The sequence below is a fragment of the Glycomyces sp. L485 genome, assembly GCF_022548875.1.
GTDB lineage: Bacteria > Actinomycetota > Actinomycetes > Mycobacteriales > Micromonosporaceae > Glycomyces.
Genome location: NZ_JAKZEW010000007.1, coordinates 101356 through 120280 on the forward strand (window position 1 = coordinate 101356; position 18925 = coordinate 120280).

At 68.8% G+C, this 18925-nt stretch carries 21 protein-coding genes; 11 read left to right on the top strand and 10 right to left on the bottom strand.

What is annotated here, in order from left to right; genetic code table 11:
- Positions 1-55: 55 nt before the first annotated feature.
- Together L0U85_RS06395 and L0U85_RS06400 are read right to left on the bottom strand one after the other, a co-directional pair.
- Positions 56-469 (bottom strand): ferritin-like domain-containing protein, encoded by a 414-nt coding sequence (locus tag L0U85_RS06395; RefSeq protein WP_241376925.1) that lies wholly within the window; start codon positions 467-469, stop codon positions 56-58.
- Complete coding sequence (locus L0U85_RS06400) at positions 466-864, bottom strand: hypothetical protein (RefSeq protein WP_241376926.1); 399 nt, start codon at positions 862-864, stop codon at positions 466-468. The genes L0U85_RS06395 and L0U85_RS06400 overlap by 4 nt, the downstream gene beginning before the upstream one ends.
- Before the next feature lie 79 nt (positions 865-943).
- Here L0U85_RS06400 and rimP point away from each other — a divergent pair, with 79 nt between their 5' ends.
- From rimP to L0U85_RS06425, 5 genes are all read left to right on the top strand, one after another.
- Positions 944-1405 (top strand): ribosome maturation factor RimP, encoded by a 462-nt coding sequence (gene rimP, locus L0U85_RS06405; protein WP_241376927.1) that lies wholly within the window; start codon positions 944-946, stop codon positions 1403-1405.
- A 71-nt stretch (positions 1406-1476) separates the two neighbouring features.
- A complete protein-coding gene (gene nusA, locus L0U85_RS06410; protein ID WP_241376928.1) occupies positions 1477-2499 on the top strand; it encodes a transcription termination factor NusA in 1023 nt (340 codons plus the stop codon).
- Between the two features lie 19 nt (positions 2500-2518).
- Positions 2519-2857 (top strand): YlxR family protein, encoded by a 339-nt coding sequence (locus L0U85_RS21145; RefSeq protein WP_347177374.1) that lies wholly within the window; start codon positions 2519-2521, stop codon positions 2855-2857.
- Positions 2858-2937: 80 nt separating this feature from the next.
- Positions 2938-5850, top strand: a complete 2913-nt coding sequence (gene infB / locus L0U85_RS21150) for a translation initiation factor IF-2 (protein ID WP_347177367.1) — start codon at positions 2938-2940, stop codon at positions 5848-5850.
- Entirely contained in the window at positions 5851-7296 is a 1446-nt protein-coding gene (locus L0U85_RS06425; RefSeq protein ID WP_241376929.1) for a class I SAM-dependent methyltransferase, read from the top strand.
- On the opposite strand, the gene L0U85_RS06430 is transcribed toward L0U85_RS06425, so the two are convergent.
- Complete coding sequence (locus tag L0U85_RS06430) at positions 7265-7999, bottom strand: aspartate/glutamate racemase family protein (RefSeq protein WP_241376930.1); 735 nt, start codon at positions 7997-7999, stop codon at positions 7265-7267. The two genes, L0U85_RS06425 and L0U85_RS06430, sit on opposite strands and share 32 nt — an antisense overlap.
- A gap of 8 nt (positions 8000-8007) precedes the next feature.
- Entirely contained in the window at positions 8008-9582 is a 1575-nt protein-coding gene (locus L0U85_RS06435; protein WP_347177375.1) for an NCS1 family nucleobase:cation symporter-1, read from the bottom strand.
- Between the two features lie 200 nt (positions 9583-9782).
- Here L0U85_RS06435 and L0U85_RS06440 point away from each other — a divergent pair, with 200 nt between their 5' ends.
- Complete coding sequence (locus L0U85_RS06440; RefSeq protein ID WP_241376932.1) at positions 9783-10400, top strand: cupin domain-containing protein; 618 nt, start codon at positions 9783-9785, stop codon at positions 10398-10400.
- Between the two features lies 1 nt (position 10401).
- Here the strand turns inward: L0U85_RS06440 and L0U85_RS06445 are convergent, their stop codons facing one another.
- From L0U85_RS06445 to L0U85_RS06455, 3 genes are all read right to left on the bottom strand, one after another.
- Entirely contained in the window at positions 10402-11049 is a 648-nt protein-coding gene (locus L0U85_RS06445; RefSeq protein WP_241376933.1) for a response regulator transcription factor, read from the bottom strand.
- Positions 11040-12278, bottom strand: a complete 1239-nt coding sequence (locus tag L0U85_RS06450) for a sensor histidine kinase (RefSeq protein ID WP_241376934.1) — start codon at positions 12276-12278, stop codon at positions 11040-11042. The genes L0U85_RS06445 and L0U85_RS06450 overlap by 10 nt, the downstream gene beginning before the upstream one ends.
- 98 nt (positions 12279-12376) lie before the next feature.
- Entirely contained in the window at positions 12377-12898 is a 522-nt protein-coding gene (locus L0U85_RS06455) for a DUF6069 family protein (protein WP_241376935.1), read from the bottom strand.
- 124 nt (positions 12899-13022) lie between these two features.
- On the opposite strand from L0U85_RS06455, the gene L0U85_RS06460 reads away from it, so the two are divergent.
- The 3 genes from L0U85_RS06460 to truB all read left to right on the top strand — a co-directional run bounded on the left by L0U85_RS06460 (position 13023) and on the right by truB (position 14933).
- Positions 13023-13319 carry a DUF503 domain-containing protein gene (locus tag L0U85_RS06460; protein ID WP_241376936.1) on the top strand — a complete coding sequence of 99 codons (297 nt, stop codon included), beginning with the start codon at positions 13023-13025 and terminating at the stop codon, positions 13317-13319.
- 25 nt (positions 13320-13344) lie between these two features.
- Positions 13345-13791: a 30S ribosome-binding factor RbfA gene (rbfA, locus tag L0U85_RS06465; RefSeq protein WP_241376937.1), complete on the top strand. Its 447-nt coding sequence runs from the start codon at positions 13345-13347 to the stop codon at positions 13789-13791.
- A gap of 257 nt (positions 13792-14048) precedes the next feature.
- Entirely contained in the window at positions 14049-14933 is an 885-nt protein-coding gene (gene truB, locus L0U85_RS06470) for a tRNA pseudouridine(55) synthase TruB (protein WP_241376938.1), read from the top strand.
- On the opposite strand, the gene L0U85_RS21155 is transcribed toward truB, so the two are convergent.
- Positions 14930-15832: an AraC family transcriptional regulator gene (locus L0U85_RS21155; RefSeq protein WP_347177368.1), complete on the bottom strand. Its 903-nt coding sequence runs from the start codon at positions 15830-15832 to the stop codon at positions 14930-14932. The genes truB and L0U85_RS21155 overlap by 4 nt on opposite strands.
- Positions 15833-15920: 88 nt before the next feature.
- On the opposite strand from L0U85_RS21155, the gene L0U85_RS06480 reads away from it, so the two are divergent.
- Positions 15921-16565 (top strand): DsbA family protein, encoded by a 645-nt coding sequence (locus tag L0U85_RS06480; protein ID WP_241376940.1) that lies wholly within the window; start codon positions 15921-15923, stop codon positions 16563-16565.
- A gap of 68 nt (positions 16566-16633) precedes the next feature.
- Here L0U85_RS06480 and L0U85_RS06485 read toward each other — a convergent pair whose 3' ends face one another.
- Positions 16634-17128, bottom strand: a complete 495-nt coding sequence (locus L0U85_RS06485; protein ID WP_241376941.1) for a DUF3145 family protein — start codon at positions 17126-17128, stop codon at positions 16634-16636.
- A 389-nt stretch (positions 17129-17517) separates the two neighbouring features.
- Between L0U85_RS06485 and L0U85_RS06490 the strand changes: the two genes are divergently transcribed.
- A complete protein-coding gene (locus L0U85_RS06490) occupies positions 17518-17871 on the top strand; it encodes a hypothetical protein (RefSeq protein WP_241376942.1) in 354 nt (117 codons plus the stop codon).
- Positions 17872-17950: 79 nt separating this feature from the next.
- Here the strand turns inward: L0U85_RS06490 and L0U85_RS06495 are convergent.
- A partial coding sequence (locus L0U85_RS06495; protein ID WP_241376943.1) for a fibronectin type III domain-containing protein occupies positions 17951-18925 on the bottom strand: 975 nt, incomplete at its 5' end.

The window sequence follows — 18925 nt, forward strand, 5'->3', positions numbered from 1 at the left end:
TGGGAAGATACCGAGTATCGCATATTCAGTATGTTGGAGTTCGACGGGCTGAGTGCTACTCGGGTCTTCCCGGCCACGGGTCCGCGAAGGACTCGCCCACTGCGACCCTCCATCGCGCCACGGCCTTGGAGGACTCCAGGAGCATGTTCAGGCAGATCTCGCGCTCGGAGTGGTCCTCGGAGGCGACGCCCGCGCGCCAGGCGGTGGTCAGGCGCATCTCGATGTCGAGCAGCAGAGCCTGGGCCGACTCGGCGTCCTCGATCGGGTCGATGTCGTACGAGGCCGGCGCCGGAGTCGACTCCAGGCCGTGGGCGCCGTAGAAGTCGAGCAGGGCGTCCCTGCGGTCGCGGTGCTCGGCTTCGAGCGCCTCGGCGAGGTCCCTGGCGGCGCCGCTCAAGTGGACGGCGGCGCTCCCGTAGGCGTAGATCGCGGCGTATTCCCCGGCCAGGCCGGTGTCGACTGCGGTCATGCGAGCACCGCCGCGTGCGCCTCGCGGCTGGCCGCTATCTCGCCGAGCAGCACCGCATAGGCGCTCGTGGTGGTCAGGCAGGACTCGCGCGCCTCGGCGCTGCCCTCGCTCTCCGCCTCGGCGAGGGCCGCGGCGTCGGTGACGGTCGGTCCGGCGTCGTCCTCTGGGATCGCATCGGGCAGCAGGAGCCGTTCGAGTGTCGCGATGTGGGCGAGGTGGTCGCCGGCGACGTCGGTGTAGCCGAGCGACTCGGCCGCCTGCGCGAGCGCCCGGGCCGTGCGAAGCGCAGCGGCGAGGTCGTCGTCGGATTCGATGATCTTGGCCGGAGTCTCGGTGCATCCTGCCGCTGCGAGAGCGGCTGCACCGACAAGGAGTCCGCGTCGGGTCGTGAACACCCACCCAGTTTCCCAGGCAGGCTTTCGTTTTTGTCGTCGGGCGGTTAATCTCGGCGAAATAGCCGCAGAAGGAGAGCCGATGGCATCGAAGCAGCAGGAGAAAGTGGAGGCGATCGTCGCCCCCGCCGTGGCGAAGGCCGGATTCGACCTGGAGGGTCTGACGGTCACCAAGGCCGGTCGGAGGCTGCTGGTGCGCATTCTCGTCGACGCCGACGGCGGGGTGAGCCTCGACGACATCGCGGTGGTCTCGAAGGCGGTCTCGAAGGCGCTGGACACGGCGGACGGCACTGGCGGACCGTTCGCGGATGCTGCCTATACCCTGGAAGTGTCCTCTCCAGGCGTGGACCGTCCGCTTACCGAGCCCCGGCACTGGCGGCGTAATATTGGGCGCTTGGTGGCCGTGCACATCGGGGAGGAGCCCGTGACGGGGCGAGTCGTGGCCGCCAGCGAGCGGGGGATTGAACTAGAAGTCGACGGCGAGAGCCGTTCGGCTACCTATGCCGAGCTGGGGTCCGGCAAGGTGCAGATCGAGCTCAAGTAGGCATCCGCGGATGCGGGGCTCGCACGCCTGAAGGCTCCGGTGAGGACAACTCAAGACTTTAAGGAGAACGGGTGCATATCGACCTGGCTGCGCTGCGGTCATTGGAACGCGAGCGCGACATCCCTTTCGAGACAATCCTCGGCGCGATCGAATCGGCGCTGCTGACCGCCTACAAGCACACCCCGGGCGCCGATGAGCGGGCACGTGTGGGCGTGGATCGGGCCTCTGGCGACGCCACCGTCCTCGTGCCAGTGTTGAACGAAGAGGGAGAAGTCGTCTCCGAGCGGGACGACACCCCCGAGGGCTTCGGTCGCATCGCGGCCCAGACCGCGAAGCAGGTCATCCTCCAGCGGCTGCGCGAGGCCGCCGACGAGGTGAACTACGGCGAGTACTCCGGCAAGGAAGGCGACATCGTCACCGGTGTCGTGCAGGCCCATGGGGAGCGCAACGAGCGCGGCATCATCACTGTGGACCTCGGCAAGATCGAGGCCACCCTGCCGCTCAACGAGCAGGTGCCGGGGGAGTCCTACGACCACGGCAAGCGGATCCGCGCGATCGTCATCCAGGTGAACCGTACGGCTCGCGGCCCGCAGGTGACGCTCTCACGCACCCACCCCGCATTGGTCAAGAAGCTGTTCGCCTTCGAGGTCCCGGAGATCGACGAGGGCGCAGTGGAGATCCCCGCCATCGCGCGTGAAGCCGGTCACCGATCCAAGATCGCGGTCCGCGCCACAACGAAGGACGTCAATGCGAAGGGCGCCTGCATCGGTCCGATGGGCTCGCGGGTCCGGGCGGTCATGAGCGAGCTGGGCGGCGAGAAGATCGACATCGTCGACTGGGACGCCGACCCCGCAAAGTTCGTCGCCAATGCCCTCTCACCTGCGAAGACATTGTCCGTCAGGGTGGTCGACGAGGCCACCCGCTCCACCGAGGTGGTCGTCCCCGACTACCAGTTGTCCCTGGCGATCGGCCGCGAAGGCCAGAACGCGCGGCTCGCCGCGCGTCTCACCGGCTGGCGCATCGACATCAAATCGGATGCGCACGTGGCCGGTGGGGCGAAGGAGGAGACCGGCCCAGCCGGTGGCGGTCGCTAGTCTTGGAGGTAGACTGAATATCGGATCGCAACGTAACGCACCGGTAGTCCGTACTTGTGTGGGTTGCCGGAGTCGTGCTGCGGCTTCCGAGCTGCTGCGCGTCGTTCACCGCTCTGAGGGTTCTGTCAACCACCTGGTACCAGACCCACAGCGCCGCCTCAGCGGCCGCGGAGCTCATGTGCATCACGATTTGAACTGCCTTGACCAGGCAGTTCGCAGGCGTGCGTTCACTCGGGCCCTCAGGATCGAGGGACCGGTGGACGATGCGGCGGTGCGAGCCCTTGTCGAGTCGGAGTCGGCCGAGAGACCGACTCCCGCACACGAAGCAGGTAGAGACCGAATGAAGACCACGCGATGAAGTTCCTCCGATGAACTGGTTGCAAGTGGAGAGATGAGGTCGGCGGGCGCTGCCCGTGCGACCTCGAAGTGAGGAGAGCAGTGGCAGGTAAGCCCCGCGTACATGAACTCGCCAAGGAACTGGGGACGACGAGCAAAGAAGTGCTCGCCAAACTCGGCGATATGGGCGAGTTCGTGAAGTCAGCGTCGAGCACGGTCGAAGCGCCAGTGGCGCGTCGACTGCGGCAGCAGTACGCCGGCGGATCGCAGAAGGGTGCTCCAGCAGCGCCGGAGGCCGAGAAGGCCGAACCGGCGCAGGAGACGGCGAAGGCGGCCCCCAAGCCGCGCCCGGCGGCGCCCAGCCCCGCCAAGATCGCCAAGGCCAAGACCGACGTCAAGGCCGCCAAGAAGGCGCCGCCCAAGAAGCGCGCGCCCGCCCCCAGCGCCCCGGGCCCCAAGCCCGCGGCGCCCAAGCCCGCGGTCCAGGAGGCCGCGTCGACCCCGGCCCCGCCGAAGGTCGACGAGCCCAGGCCCGCGAGCGCCCGAGACATCGAGGTCGCCGCCGAGCAGAAGCGCGCCGAGGAGCTGCTCAAACGGCAGCAGGAAGAGGCCGCGAAGCGCGCCGCCCAGCCGGCGGCGCCGAAGCCCGGCCCCAAGCCCGCTCCGCGCACCGCGCCCAAGCCCGGTGGAGCCAAGCCCAGCCCCAAGCCCGGCAACAACCCGTTCGGCATCACCCCCGGTGGAGCCGGATCCAAGCCGCGTCCCGCGCCCGAAGGCGGCGACCGCCCCGGCGGTCCCCGCCCGAGCCCGCGCATGATGCCTCCGCGCCCGAACCCCGGCATGATGCCCTCACGACCCGCCGGCGGCGGGCGTGAAGGCGGCGGCCGAGGCGGTCCGCGCGGCGGTGCCCGAAGCGGCGGACGTCCCGGCGGCGGAGGCCGTGGAGGCTCCGGTGGCGGCGGCAACTACCGCGGTACCTTCGGCGGCGGCGCCGGCGGTTCCGGCGGCGGCGCCGGCGGCTCAGGTCCTTCGACCGCTCCGGCCCCCTACCGGGGTGGCGGCGGTCGCGCCGGCGGCAAGGCCCGCGGCGGCGGAGCGGCCGGTGCGTTCGGCCGCGGCGGCCCCCGAGGCAAGAGCCGCAAGTCGCGTCGCCAGAGGCGCCAGGAGTTCGACAACCTGTCGGCTCCGAAGATGCAGTCGGGCGCGCCCCGAGGCGGCGGCGAGACCATTCGCCTTCCCCGCGGCGCGACGCTGGCGGACTTCGCCGACAAGATCGGCACCCTGCCGGGCACGCTCGTCCAAGAGCTGTTCGGCCTGGGCGAGATGGTCACGGCGACCCAGTCGGTGCCCGACGAGACGCTCGAACTGCTCGGCACGCACCTGGACTGGGACGTCAAGGTCGTCAGCCCCGAGGAAGAGGACAAGGAACTGCTCGCGCAGTTCGGCATCGACCTCGACGAGCCGGGCAAGACCGAGGCGCTCCCGCGTCCGCCGGTCGTGACCGTCATGGGCCACGTCGACCACGGTAAGACGAAGCTGCTGGACGCCATCCGGCACTCGAACGTGGTCGAAGGCGAAGCCGGCGGCATCACTCAGCACATCGGCGCCTACCAGGTCCACGTCGAGCACGACAGCGTCGACCGGGCGATCACCTTCATCGACACCCCGGGCCACGAGGCGTTCACCGCCATGCGTGCCCGAGGCGCGAACGTCACCGACATCGTGGTCCTCGTGGTCGCGGCCGACGACGGCGTCATGCCGCAGACGGTCGAGGCGCTCAACCACGCCAAGGCAGCCAACGCGCCGGTCGTGGTCGCGGTCAACAAGACCGACCTGCCCGACGCCAATCCCGACAAGGTCCGCCAGCAGCTGACCGAGTACGGGCTGGTCGCCGAGGAGTACGGCGGCGACACCATGTTCGTCAACGTGGCCGCCAAGCCGCGCATCGGCATCCCCGAACTGCTCGAAGCGGTCCTGCTCACCGCCGACGCCGCCCTCGAACTCGAGGCGACCGTCGACGGCAACGCGCAGGGCATCGCGATCGAGGCGCACCTCGACAAGGGCCGCGGCCCGGTCGCGAGCGTCCTGGTCCAGCGAGGCACGCTGCGCGTCGGCGACTCGATCGTCGCAGGCGGGGCCTACGGCCGTGTCCGCGCGATGCTCGACGCCGAGGGCAACAAGGTCGTCGAGGCGACCCCGTCGTACCCGGTCCAGGTCCAAGGCCTGGCATCGGTCCCGATGGCCGGGGACGTGTTCCTCGCCGCCGACGACGACCGCACGGTCCGCCAGATCGCCGAGCAGCGTCAGGCACGCCGCCGCGCGGCCCAGCAGGCGGCCCGCGTCTCGCGCACCACGCTCGAGAACCTCATGGACAAGATCGCCGAGGGCGAGCGCACCACACTCTCGCTCATCCTCAAGGGCGACGGCGCCGGTTCGGTCGAGGCCCTCGAAGAGGCCTTGGTCGCGCTGGAGATCCCCGAAGAGGTCCAACTGCGGGTCATCCACCGCGGCGTCGGTCCGGTCACCGAGAACGACGTCAACCTGGCAGCGGCATCGGACGACGAGTCGGCGACGATCATCGCCTTCAACGTCCGCGCCGAGGGCAGGGTCAAGGACATGGCCGAGCGCGAGAACGTCGACATCCGCTACTACACGGTCATCTACCAGGCGATCGAGGAGATCGAGACCGCGCTCAAGGGCATGCTCAAGCCCGAGTACGAAGAGGTGGAGCTCGGTTCGGCCGAGATCCGCGAGGTGTTCCGCTCCTCCAAGTTCGGCAACATCGCGGGCTGCCTCGTCACCAAGGGCTCGATCAAGCGCAACGCGAAGGTGCGCCTGGTGCGGGACGGCAGCGTCATCTCGGAGACGACGATCGACTCGCTGCGCCGGTTCAAGGACGACGCCACCGAGGTCCGCGAGGGCTACGAGTGCGGTATCACCTTGAAGAACTACAACAACATCGAAGAGGGCGACGTCATCGAAGCCTTCGAGATGCGTGAGAAGCCGCGCGACTAAGTGCGACTGCTCCAGACCGAAGCCGCGGCGCGGCTCGGCGAGGCCCGACGAGAGTCGGGTTTCAGCCGGGCCGCGCTGTCGGCCGTCTACGGCCCGGAAACCGCCGAGGCCGCCGACCGCGGGGACTATCGGGCCCTCCTCAAAGCATGCGGCGACGACCCGCTCAGTGTGTGGACGCGGCTGTTCACCGTCGGCACGGCCGTCGACGAGCGGGCGGCCGCCAGCGCGCTCGACCCGTTCGGACTCGACGAGGCCCTCGACTGCGGCCTGCTGATCCGCGACGCCGACGGCGTCGCCGCCGGATGGGGACTCGACTTCTCCGGCGAGCGAACCCTCTTCTCCGACCAGCGCCCCAACACCACCGGCGGACGATCCGCGGAGCACGTCCTCGGCATCGGCGGCGCCTCCGGACTTCTGCTCGACGCGACCGTCCGTTCCGAGACCGGCACCGCGCTCGACCTGGGCACCGGCTGCGGCGTCCAGGCCCTCGCACTCGCCGATCACGCCCGGACCGTGACGGCCACCGACCTGAGCGACCGCGCGCTGGCCTTCGCGCACCTCAACGCCGCGGTCAACGGCGTCGACCTCGAACTGCTCCAAGGCGACCTGCTCGAACCGGTCGCCGGGCGCCGCTTCGACCTGGTCGTCGCCAATCCGCCGTTCGTCATAGCGACGCCCGGCGGAGGCTGGACCTACCGCGACGGCGGCCGCGAGGCCGACGGCGTCGCCGCCGAACTCGCCGCCGCCTCCGCGGGTCTGCTCGAAGACGGCGGCACGATGCAGTTCCTCGCCAACTGGCTGCACCTGCGGGGCACGCCGTGGGGCGAGCGCGTCGCCTCCTGGCTGCCCGAGGACGGGGCCAGGGCCTGGGTGGTCGAACGCGAGGTCCTCGACCCGCTCGACTACGTCCGGACCTGGCAGCGCGACTCAGGTGAGAGCGGTGACGCCGAGCAGGCGGCCGCGTGGCTGGACTGGTTCGACGCCGCGGGCGTCGAGGGCGTCGGCTTCGGCATGGTCAACATCCGCCGGACCGACGGGCCGAGCGAGATCGTGTGCGAAGAGGCCAGGCACGCCGTGGACACGCCCTGGTCGGATCGGGTCGCCGACTGGTTCGCCGTCCGCGGGGACGACCTCGAACCCGGGACGGTGTGGGAGTCGAGGCTCCGCCTCGTCGACGGCGTGGCCCTCCAGCAGGCCGCCGAACTCGGCGGCGACGGCTGGGAGGTCGACCGGCAGTGGCTCCAGCAGCGGCACGGAATGCGCTATGCCGAGGAGGTCGATCCGCTGCTCGTGGCGTTCCTCGGGGCCTGCGACGGCAGCGCGACGGTCCGCCTCCAGGTCCAGTTGCTGGCCGAGACCTACGGAGGCGAGACCGCCATGCTGTACGCGCAGCTCTACCCGGTGATCCGCCGCCTCATCGAACGCGGCTTCCTGGCCTCGTCTTAGTCTTCTGCGGCGGGTAGGCGTACTCGTCGTGCTTCGCCGTCGTCGTCCCCATGCGCACCAGCGCCGAGACCAGTCCGGTGGCGGCGGCGACGCCTTCGATGACCGGCACGCCGATTCGCGATTCGATCGTGCGGCACAGACCGGCCATGCCGGCGCAGCCGAGCACGATCGCGTCGGCCCCCTCCCGCTCGACGGCCTTCCTCGCCTCGGTCTCGATCGCGGCGATGGACTCCTCGTCCGGGTCTTCGAGTGCGAGCACGGGCAGGTCGGCAGCACGCAGTGCGACGCAGGCGCGCTCGAACCCGTAGCGGCACACGAGGTCCTCGGCCCGGCCGAGCGTGCGCGGCAGTGTGGTGACGACGCCGAAGTGCCTGCCGACGAGGGTCGCCGCGTGCATCGCGGCTTCGGCGATGCCGACGACCGGCACACTCGCGACCTCGCGGGCCGCGTCCAGCCCCGGATCGCCGAAGCACGCGACGACGAAGCCGTCGATCCCGTCCCCGCCGGTCTCGGCGCGCTCGATCTCGTCGACGACCGCGCGGGCGGCGAGGATCTCCTCCGCATGGGATTCGATGCTCGCCGCCCCCTCGCTCGGACACACCGCCGAGATGGCGACATCCGGGGCGGCCGCCCGCAGGGCGGCCGCTCGGATCTGCACGGTCATCGGCACCGAGGTGTTCGGATTGATGAATCGGAGGCGCATTCGAGGATTCAGCCGTCTTCTCGCGCCGTGGTCGCAGCGACCGGCTGTTCGGCGTCGCCGTCCGGTGCGTCGGCGGTGGTGCCGTCGGAGACCCCGTCGGCCACCTCCTCCAGGCTCGGAATCCGCGGGTTCAGCCGCTCCAGGATCGTGAACACCGCGAAGCCGAGGCCGCAGCCGATGAACCAGGTGAAGTTGCCGATCCACGTCATGTCGAAGCCGCCGAGGTCGGCCACGAGCCGGGGGATCGTGGCGAGCAGGATCGTCGGCACCCCGGCGATGAGCATCGCCGCGATCGCGTTCGGGTTGTAGCCCTTCACGTACCAGTACGGGCCGGCGGGGTCCTTCGTGTACATGGCGTCGGTGAGGATCCGCTGGCGGGCCACCACGTAGTACCCGGCGATCAAGATGCCGAAGAGCGGCCCGATGAGCGCCGAGAGGATGCCAAGGGTGTAGTGGATCGCCAGGTCGTTGCCGTACCAGTTCCACGGGGTGAGGATCACCGAGCCGACCGCGGCGATCATGCCGCCCGCCCGCCAGCTGATGCGGTGCGGTGCGACGTTGGAGAAGTCGAAGGCGGGCGAGATGAAGTTGGCGACGATGTTGATGCCGACGGTCGCGGTCACGAAGGTGAGGCCGCCGAGGACGATCGCGAAACCGGAGTCGATGCGCTCCACGGTGTGGATCGGATCGGTGATGAGCTCGCCGAAGACCGGCATGGTCGCCGAGGCGGTGATGACCGTCAGCAGCGAGAAGAACAGGAAGTTGACCGGCAGGCCCCAGAAGTTCCCCTTCTTGACGGCCGCGAAGCTCTTGCCGTACCGGGCGAAGTCACCGAAGTTCAGCATCGGGCCGGAGAAGTAGGACACGACGATGCCGATCGCCGAGGCCATGACCCCGAGCGATCCCCAGAATCCGAGGTTCGAGTCCCCGCTGGAGATGCTGAACGCGATGTTCCCGATGCCGGCCCTCGAGACCAGGTATACCGCCAGCACGATCATGACCACGTAGACGGCCGGGCCCGCCCAGTCGATGAACCGCCTGATCGCCTCCATGCCGTTCCAGAACACGGCGCCTTGGGCGACCCACAGGATCGCGTAGGAGAGCCAGCCGAGCGCAGAGAGGCCGAGGAAGGAGTAGTCGGTCTGCATCGGCTCTGCCCAGCCGAAGAACTTCAGGAAGATGATGTTGAGGGATTCTGCGGCCAGGAACGTCTGGACGCCGTACCAGGCGATCGCGATGACACCGCGGATGATCGCCGGGTAGTTCGCTCCCTTGATGCCGAAGACGAACCGGTTGACGACCGGATAGGGGACGCCGGTCTTCTGGCTCGGCTTGGCGACGAGGTTGGTGAAGACCTGCACGATGACGATGCCGACGATGAGGGAGACGAGCACCTGCCAGGACTGGATGCCGAGCGCGAAGAGGCTGCCGGCGGTGACGTAGCCGCCCACCGAGTGCACATCGGACATCCAGAAGGCGAAGATATTATAGGAGTTCCAGCGCTGTTTGCGCAGCGGGGCGAGGTCTTCGTTCGCCAGCGTCGGGTCGTAGCCCGGCTTCATGTTGCCGTCGCCGACGGGCATGCCTGCCGCTTCGACGATGTCGTGGGCTTGTGTCACGGTCGTTCCTCCCGAGGGATTCACCGCATTGGCAGCGGCGTCGAGTGAGTTCTCGTGAAGGTATAGCTTTACAAACTGGGCCTGGTTTCTTCGCAGTAACGGCATCGTGAAGTGATGGCTGAACCCGTGCGGTGTTCTGAAACATGGGCTTCTAGACTTGCTGCATGGTCTCGGTACAGCAGCCAGCCTCCAGATCGGTCCAGGGAGCAGTCGGGCCGCGCATCCGCGAACTGCGCAAGCGGCGCGGACTCACCGTGCGGGAACTCGGAAAGCTGCTCGGGATCTCGGGCAGTGCGGTCTCGCAGATCGAGCGCGAGGTCCTGCGCCCGTCCGTCTCGCGCCTCATCGAGATCGCGAACGCGCTCGAGACGCCGTTGGCGGCGATCTTCGACGACGAGGGCGAGCCGAGCCCCGAGGGCGGGAGCCTCGATCAGTTGTCAAGCGGGGGCTTCACTCTCATGCGCGGCGTCCAGTCGCGTCCGGTCACGCTCGCCGGCGGCGTGCGGTTCCGCAGGCTCTCACCGGGATCGGTGGCAGGACTGGACTTCTTCGAGTCGATCTACCCGCCGGGCGCGACCGCCGCGCTCGACGACGAGCTGTTCCGCCACGAAGGCTATGAGACCGGCACGGTGATCGAGGGCGAGCTGACGATCGAGTTCGAACGCGAGCGCGTGGTCCTGGCCAAGGGCGATTCGATCGGCTACCCCTGCGAGACCCCGCACCGCATCGTCAACCACTCGGAATCGCCGTCCGTGGCGGTCTGGCTCATTCTGCACCCCTGAGTCAGGAGCGGAGGTGGGCCAGGACGGCCTTGACTCGGCGGTGGTGGTCGCCGTCCTCGCTGCGCAGCTCCAGCTTGGTGAAGATGTTGCGGATGTGCTTCTCCACCGCGCCGTCTGAGATGAACAGCTTCTTGCCGATCGCGCGGTTGGAACGGCCCTCGGCCATGAGCTCCAGCACCTCGCGCTCGCGCGGGGTCAGGGACGCCACCGGATCGTCGCTTCTCCTGCGCACCATCAGCTGCGAGACCACCTCGGGATCGAACACCGTCCCGCCCGCCGCTACGCGACGCAGCGAGTCCATGAAGTCGTCGACGTCGATGACCCGGTCCTTGAGCAGGTAGCCGACCGCTCCGCGCGCGTCGGCCAGCAGGTCTTCGGCGTAGGACACCTCGACGTACTGCGAGAGGATGAGTATCGGCGAACCGGGAACGTGCGACCTGGCCTTGGTCGCGGCTCGCAGCCCCTCGTCGGTGAAGGACGGCGGCATCCGCACGTCCACCACCGACACGTCCGGCCGGTGCTCGATGACGGCCTCCACGAGGGCGTCGCCGTCGCCGACCGTGGCGACGACGTCGCATTCGAACTCCTCCAGGAGCTTCACGATCCCCGAACGGATCAAGACCGCGTCGTCGGCCACCACTACGCGCACGGCACCTCCGCAACGATCACCGTCGGGCCGCCCTCGGGGGAGTCGATGGTCCACTCGCCCTCGGCGGCTCTGATGCGGTCGGTCAGGCCCGAGAGCCCGTGTCCCTTCGAGACGTGCGCACCCCCGGTGCCGTTGTCGCCGACCGAGACGACCAGCCTATCGCCCCAGTCGTCGACAGCCACCGACGCCTGCGTCGCCTGCGCGTGCTTCGAGATGTTCGTCAGCGCCTCGGCCACGACGAAGTAGACGGTGCTCTCCACAGTGGACCGATAGCGGCCCGTCACCGACGTTTCGAGGTCGACCGGGACCGTCGAGCGGGCGGTGAGTGCGGCCAGCGCCGCCTCCAGGCCGCGGTCGGTCAGGATCGGCGGCGCGATGCCGCGCGAGAGTGCCCGCAGTTCGTCGATGGTGTCGCGGGTCTGCGCGATCGCCTCCTCCAGGGTCTGCTGGGCCGCTTCGGGATTGGCCCGCATCTGGCGTTTGACGCGGGCCAGTTCCATGCCGAGGCTCACCAGTCGCTGCTGGGGTCCGTCGTGGATGTCGCGTTCGATGCGCCGCAGCGCGTCGGCCTCGGCCGAGGTGGCGGCGTCGCGGGACTCGGCGAGCGCGTCGATGCGCTCGTGCAGACTGCTCAGCGACGTGAGTATGCCCTTGCCGATCCAGGCCTGAGCCAGGGCGCAGCCGCGGACGACCGGCGGTATGAGCGCGGTCAGGATGAGCCCCCCGATGACCACGAGCATCGAGGCTGCGAGGTAGGAGTCGCCCCAGCCGAGCCACCTGGTGGCGTACTGGAGTCCGTGGTGTTCGCCGGCCGCCATCCAGATGATCCACGCGTACACCGGGTACAGCAGCGACATGATCGCGACCGACCACCACGTGACCGTGACGGCGAACGCCGCGGCTGCGACGGGGAAGACCGTGAAGGCCCACAGCAGGTTCAGCCACGACTGGCCGTCGGTGAGCGTGGTGAGGAAGCGCCGCAGCACCGAGCTGCCGGCCTTCGCCTTCTTGTAGCGGGGCTTCGGGATCTCCCGGCGGATGACGAACGGGATCTGCGCGCGCCCGGCGGCGGCGATCCCGCGCATCGTCAGCAGCGTGGCGGCCATGATCGGCACGCCGATCCAGATCACTGCGGTGCCGATTCCGAGGGCGAAACCGACGACGCTGATGATGAAGGCGGGCAAGGCGATCGGGAATGACGAAAGATTGTAGGCGGTGTCTGTCCCCAATTGCCGGAGTGTTCTTCGCATGCGTCAAATCTAGAGAGGGGCGACAGGACCTCGCGAGCCTGCTTGCGGGAATGCCGAAGGTAGGGCCAACCCCACCGTCAACGCACCGGGGCGCCCGGTGCCCGCGTCGCGATCGCGCTGATCGAGTTGAGCAGGCTCGTGATGCAGACGCCGATGACCAGGTTGATCGCGGCCGTGGCGATCTGCGACTCGAGGTCGGCGACGACGGTGAACGGGATCAGGACCGCGACGAGGGTCGCCAGGATCATGATCCAGTTGAAGAAGCTCATCGGCCGGGGCATGAGCAGCAGCATCAGGTGCAGCAGACCGGTGGCGAGGATGGCGACCGCGAAGGCGCCGAACGCGTAGGTGGTGGTCGAGGCGTCGCCGTAGGCGCCGGCCTCGTCGGGGGACAGTATGTGGACGCCCAAGACCCCGCGCACCAGGAGGATCCCGACGAGCGCGGCCAGCGCCGCGACCACGGCCGTGCCGAAGCCTCCGGACCACAGCTTGGCGCCCGCGACCGTGGCCTGCGGGTCCTCGCTCGGCGGCGGAACGGCGGGGTAGTGTCGTGTCGGCTCGCTGAACTGCTGCTGCCAGCCGCCCTGTGGTGTCGACATAGCTCCTCCTCCTCTGGCCTTCCTCCGATGGTGTCAGGCATACGTGATTGACATCGCGAAATAGACGATTTCGGGCAGCTGAAAAGATCTTGGGGTTCTGGTTCGAGCCGCGTAATCTAGAGCGGTGTTCACCGGATGTGTTGAATTCGATCTCCTCCTCCCGGAAGACTCCCGCTCGCTCAAGGCCAAGCGCTCCTATGTGCGCCCGATCGTGGCCGCCCTGCGGAGGTTCGACGTGGCGGTGGCCGAGGTCGGGGACCAGGAGCTGCACGGCCGTTCCGCGATCGGAATAGCCGCGGTGGCGGGGGATAACCTCCACGTGCAGGAAATTCTCAACTCGTGCGAGCGGCATGTGGCCGCCCGCCCGGAGGTGGAGCTGCTCGCCGTCCGGCGGCGCGTGTTCGGCCCCGAAGACGAGTAGTAGCAAGTAGAAGGCAGGAAACGACATGGCAGACGCGGCGAAGCAGGCCCAGGTGGCCAAGCGGGTGATGGAGCTGACCGCGCAGGCGGTGCGCAAGCTCAAGGACCCGCGTGTCGGCATGGTCACCATCACCGACGCGAGAATGACTCCCGACCTGCGTGAGGCGACGGTCTTCTACACCGTGCTCGGCGACGAGGACGAGGTGAAGGACTCGGCGAAGGCGCTCGAGAGCGCCACCGGCCACTTGCGCACCACCGTGGGGCGGGCTCTCGGCATGCGGCACACGCCGTCGCTGTCGTTCGTGGCCGACACCGTCCCCGAGCACGCCAACCGGATCGAGTCACTGCTCGCCCAGGCGGCGCAGGCCGACGCGGAGGTCCACCGGATCGCCGAGGGCGCGAAGTACGCAGGCGACCCGAACCCGTACCGCGAGGACGAGGAAGCCGACGAGAACGAGGACCTGAAGCAGTAGGCGCGAACGCCGGAGCCGCTCTGCGGCTCCGGCCGTGCTCGACCATCTCATCCCACTATATGAATTCTGCGCTGAAATGATCTTGAACGTTCGTTAAGGTGTCGAGGATGAGGACCAGAAGAGTCACCATCCGCGAACATCGCGATCGTCCCAGCAAATGGGAAGACGCCAAGTCTGAGGCGTTGCGGGCGTTGCAGGAATCGCTCGACCGCCACCAGTAGCGCCCCGGTTTCGAGCCCCGGCTAGCCTGAACGGCTGTGACCACACCGCAGCCGGGCATCATCGTCGTCGACAAACCCCAGGGCATCACCTCGCACGGGGTGGTGTCGCGGATGCGTCGCATCTGCGGCACTCGCAAGATCGGGCACGGCGGCACGCTCGACCCCATGGCCACCGGCGTGCTCATCATCGCCGTCGGCAAGGCCACCAGACTGCTCACCTACGTCTCGGGCCTCGACAAGGCCTACACCGCGACGGTCAGACTCGGCCAGTCCACCGTCACCGACGACGCCGAAGGCGAGATCACCGCGACCGCCGACTCTTCGGCCGTGACCGACCAGGCGATTCGCGAGGCGCTGGAAGGGATGACCGGCGAGATCGACCAGGTCCCCAGCGCCGTCAGCGCCGTGAAGATCGACGGCAAGCGCGCCTATAAGCGGGTCCGCGAGGGCGAGACCGTCGAGCTCAAGGCCCGGCGGGTCACCGTCGCCTCCATCGACGTCGGGCCGATCCGGCGCGGTGAGTGCGTCGACGTCGACATCGACGTCTCCTGCTCCTCGGGCACCTACATCCGCGCGATCGCACGCGACCTCGGCGCATCACTCGGCGTCGGCGGCCACCTGACCGCACTGCGTCGCACCAGGGTCGGCCGCTTCGGCCTCGACGCCGCCGCCACGCTCGACGAACTCGCCGAACACGACGACCCGCCAGAGGCGATCCCGATGGGCGAGGCCGCGGCCCGACTCATGCCGACCAGGACCGCCACCGAAGCCGAGGCCAAGGCCCTCTCCTACGGCAAGTCCATCGCCGCGGTCGGCATCGACGGCCGCTACGCCGTCCTCGACGAGGCCGGCGAGCTGCTAGCCGTCATGGCAGAGCGCGGCGACCTGGCCAAGCCCGAGACCGTCTTCGCCGCCGCCTAGCGCAGTACGGATTCGCGGAAGGCGATCGGCGTCGTCCCGGTGCGCTGGTGGAAGAACTTGTTGAAGTTCGTGGCGCTCGAGAAACCCAGGCGCGAGCCGATCCGCGCGGCCGACTCCGGCGAGGACGCCAGGAGTCGCTTGGCCTCCAAGATCACCCGCCGGTCGATGAACTCCTTCGCCGGGACACCGGCCGTCGCCAGCGTCGCCCGCGAGAGCGTCCGCGGGGAGTAGGCGAGCGCCGCGGCGTAGTCCGACAGCCTTCGGGAATTGGCGAAGTCCCGCTCGACGGCGTCGCGGAACGCCACGTAGACCTCGTTCGGCTCGCGCGCCGCGGCGCCGGGCGACGGCAGGGAGGCGACCCGCAGGATCAGCACGGCCAGCAGGTGGCGCATGATCTGGAGCCGCACGTCCTGAGGCAGGCTTGCGGTGGCGCCGAACTCCCACTGCAGTTGGCTGGTCGCGACGCGCAGGATCGCATGGTCCTCGTTGTCCGGGACGCGCACCACCGGCGCGTACGGGCCGGCGCAGACTTCACGGCGCACGCGTTCGCCGTGGGGGGCGCAGACCGCGATCGCGGTGTCCGGGTCGAGGAACGCGGTCTCGAACAGCACCAGGATCCCCTCCGCGCCTTCGAGGTCGCCCCATTGATGCACCTGGCCCGGTCGTGCCCATATCCAGTTGCCGGGCTTGAGGGCGTGTCGGGTGAAGTCGACCGTGTGCCACAGCGACCCCGAGGTGAGGGTGAGCAGCAGGTGCAGTCCGGATCGGACGGGTCGGACGAGCCCGGCCGAACGGGACCGCAGTTGGGCGAGCGTGAGGATCTCGACGCCGAGGGGCGGTCCCGCCGAAGCGTTGGGCGCGAGTCCGGCAATGTCTTCGTGTCGCGTAGTCACCAGCATTGAGGGGAAGTTTATCCGGAATGTCCTAGTTTCACAGCGACTCGGGCCCACATAGCGAATCGTTCAAATTTAAAGTACTCTGGTTCGCATGACTGAGACCAAGACCGTAGATTTCTGGTTCGACCCCGCTTGCCCGTGGGCGTGGATGACCTCCCGCTGGATCGTCGAGGCCTCGAAGCTCCGAGACATCCACATCCGGTGGAACGTCATGAGCCTGTTCGTGCTCAACGAGGACAAGCTCGACGAGCTCCCCGAGTGGTACCGGGAGCTCATGCCGAAGACGCTCCCGGCCGTTCGGGTCGCGACCGCCGTCGCCCAGCAGTACGACAACGAGACGCTCGGCAGGCTCTACACCGCGCTCGGCAACCAGATCCACCTCGGCGGCGTCAAGGACCCCGAGGAGTTCATCCCGGCGGCGCTCGAGAAGGCCGGCCTGCCCGCAGAGCTGGCCGACGCCGGCAAGACCGAGGAGTGGGACCAGGCGCTGCGCGCCTCCCACCAGCGCGGCATCGGGCTGGTCGGCGCCGACGTCGGCACCCCGGTGGTGGCGGTCGAGAACGACGAGGGCGAGAAGGTCGGCCTGTTCGGCCCTGTCATCACCCCGGCGCCGCAGGGCGAGGCCGCCGCGAAGCTGTGGGACGGCGTCTACGCCGTGACGACCACGCCGGGCTTCTACGAGCTCAAGCGGACCCGCACCAAGGGCCCCGACTTCAGCAACCTGACCGCCGACTAGGCACAGGAGACGAGCAACGGCCCCGCGCTCTCGCGCGGGGCCGTTGCTCGTTCGGTCTCGTTGCCGGTCTAGCTGACCTGCGACAGCCAGGACTGCTCGTTGCCGCCCGCCGCTTGGCGGTACGGTTCCAGATCGCGGTCCCAGTCCAGGCCGAGCAGCTGGTCAAGCCCGCTCCTGAGCGCCTCGGCGCTCGTGGTGGTGGCCAGCAGGGCCCGGATGCGGTCCTCGGCGATCATGTTCCCGCCTCCGGCGCTCATCGCCGAGCGGTACACGCCCTTCCCGGGCACGTGCATGATCCGCTCGCCGTCGACGCCGGCGCTCGGGTCCTCGGTCACCTCGAACCGCAACATCGGCCACTGCGCCAAAGCCTTCGCGATCTCGACACCGACACCCGGCTCCGAAGTCCAGGCGCGTTCGGCGCGCATGGTGCCGCGCTCGGCCTGCTGCGGCGCCCAGCCGAGCTTGACCGTCGCCGAACCCAGGACACGCCCGATCGCCCACTCGACGTGCGGACACACCGCCGGCGGGCTGGAGTGGATGTAGATCACGCCGCGTGTCTGCATCGCGCACCTCCTTGGGAATCGGCGTATCTGAGTACTGGCTCACTCCTTGTGGTCAATTGGGGACGGCTTCAAGTCGTCCAACGGGTATCGACCGGGTCAAGTGAGGGATGAACTCGTACCCGGCACGCTATTCCGCTCACATACATACTGACAGCTCTGAACACATCGCGCTAGGCTTAAACCGCTCCGCGCACTCACTTTTTCTATGATTCGATGCGTCACACCTTGTCCATGTGCTAGGAGGCGCACGGGGCGATTGAGATACACTCGTCCAAGACCGGCATTGCGTCGGTTTTCTTTTGTGGTCCAACCCAGGTTAAATGCCCGCCTCCGGGCCTTCCTGCGTCTGGCCGAAGATTCGTCTTACACGACATGGTGAGGAGACCGGCGTGGCAGCCAACACTTCGAAAACCGCACGCGCTTCCGTCAAAGCCGGACAGAAGGCTGGCGCTGCGGGCGGACTCAACGTCCTCGGTGAGTTCAAGTACCTGATCCCGCTCAACAACGGCAAGCACGTGTACCTGCGCAACCTGACCGACGGGCGCAACCTGCACCTCGCCACCGGTTCGGACGCGTTCGCCGAGGCCGTCAAGGCCCTCGCCGGTGCCGGCCACGGTGAGAAGATCAAGGCCGAGATCGAGGCCTTCGCATCCAACCTCCCCGCCGAGCAGGGCTGGGACACCACGCTGAAGTCCCTCGAAGAGGCCGGCGCGTTCGGAGAGCCCGCCGAAGCCGCCGCCTAAGAGGCCTATACGAACAAAGCTCCATGCCTTCTCGCTCTCCGCGAGAGGCGTGGAGCTTTTTCGTCGCCCGCCGAGGCTCCTATTCGTCGTCGGTGCACACCGGATCGGACGTGGGCACGTTGTCCACTTCCCACACCGCGGTCACCTGGAAGCAGTAGTCCTCCGCGGGACGCAGCCCGCCGGCGGTGAACTCGGTGTCCCTGGTCGACTGGCCCAGCGGTTCGGACTGGTCGTCGCCTCCCCGCCGCGCCGTCACGAAGTACTCCAGCTCCCGATCCTCGGTCGGGGCGTCCCAGCTCAGCGTTACCCGACCGTCCCTCCAGGAGACGATCGTGACGTTCAGCGGCGCGCCCTCGCCGTCGAGCGCGGCCTGGTCGAGATCGTCGGCGGACCCGCTCGGGGATATCAGCCACAGCCAGCCGGCCATGACCAGACCGAGCACCACCGTGATGACCACGCCAAGCACCACGTACGGCTTCAAGCTCCGCTCGTCGCGGGGCCGCCGGGGCTTGGCTGGCTTGGGGGCCTTCGGGATCCGAGTCGGGGTCCGCTTCTCGCCGTCGCGGGCGATGACCGGCGGCGCGAACACCGGCTGCTGCGGCGCCTGCCCCGCGGCCTGCTGCTGCATCCACGGGGTCGTCGGCGGCCGCATGCTCACCGGCGCCTGCGGAGGGGCCGAAAGCGGCGCGGCTGAGACCGGCGGCGCGCCGGCCTGCGGGGCGCTGCTCACCGGCGCCGAACCGTCGAGCCCGGCCGCGTAGCGCGGGTCGACGGCATGCCCGAGCTGCGAGGAGTGGCCGCCGTCGGTGCGCCCGGAGGCGACGTCCGAGCCGACCGTGTGAGCCGAACCCGGCACCTGCGGGCTCACCGGCGCGAACGGGTCCAGCGGCGCCCGCTGCGACTGAGGCGGACCCTGCGGCCGGAAGACCGTCTCCTCATTGCTGACGTCGCCGACGGTCGCCGGGGCCTGCGCCTTGCCGACGCCTCCGCCGTACATGCCGCGCTGCAACTCCTCGGCGAAGGCCTGGCATGAGGAGGGGCGGTGGGCGGGGTC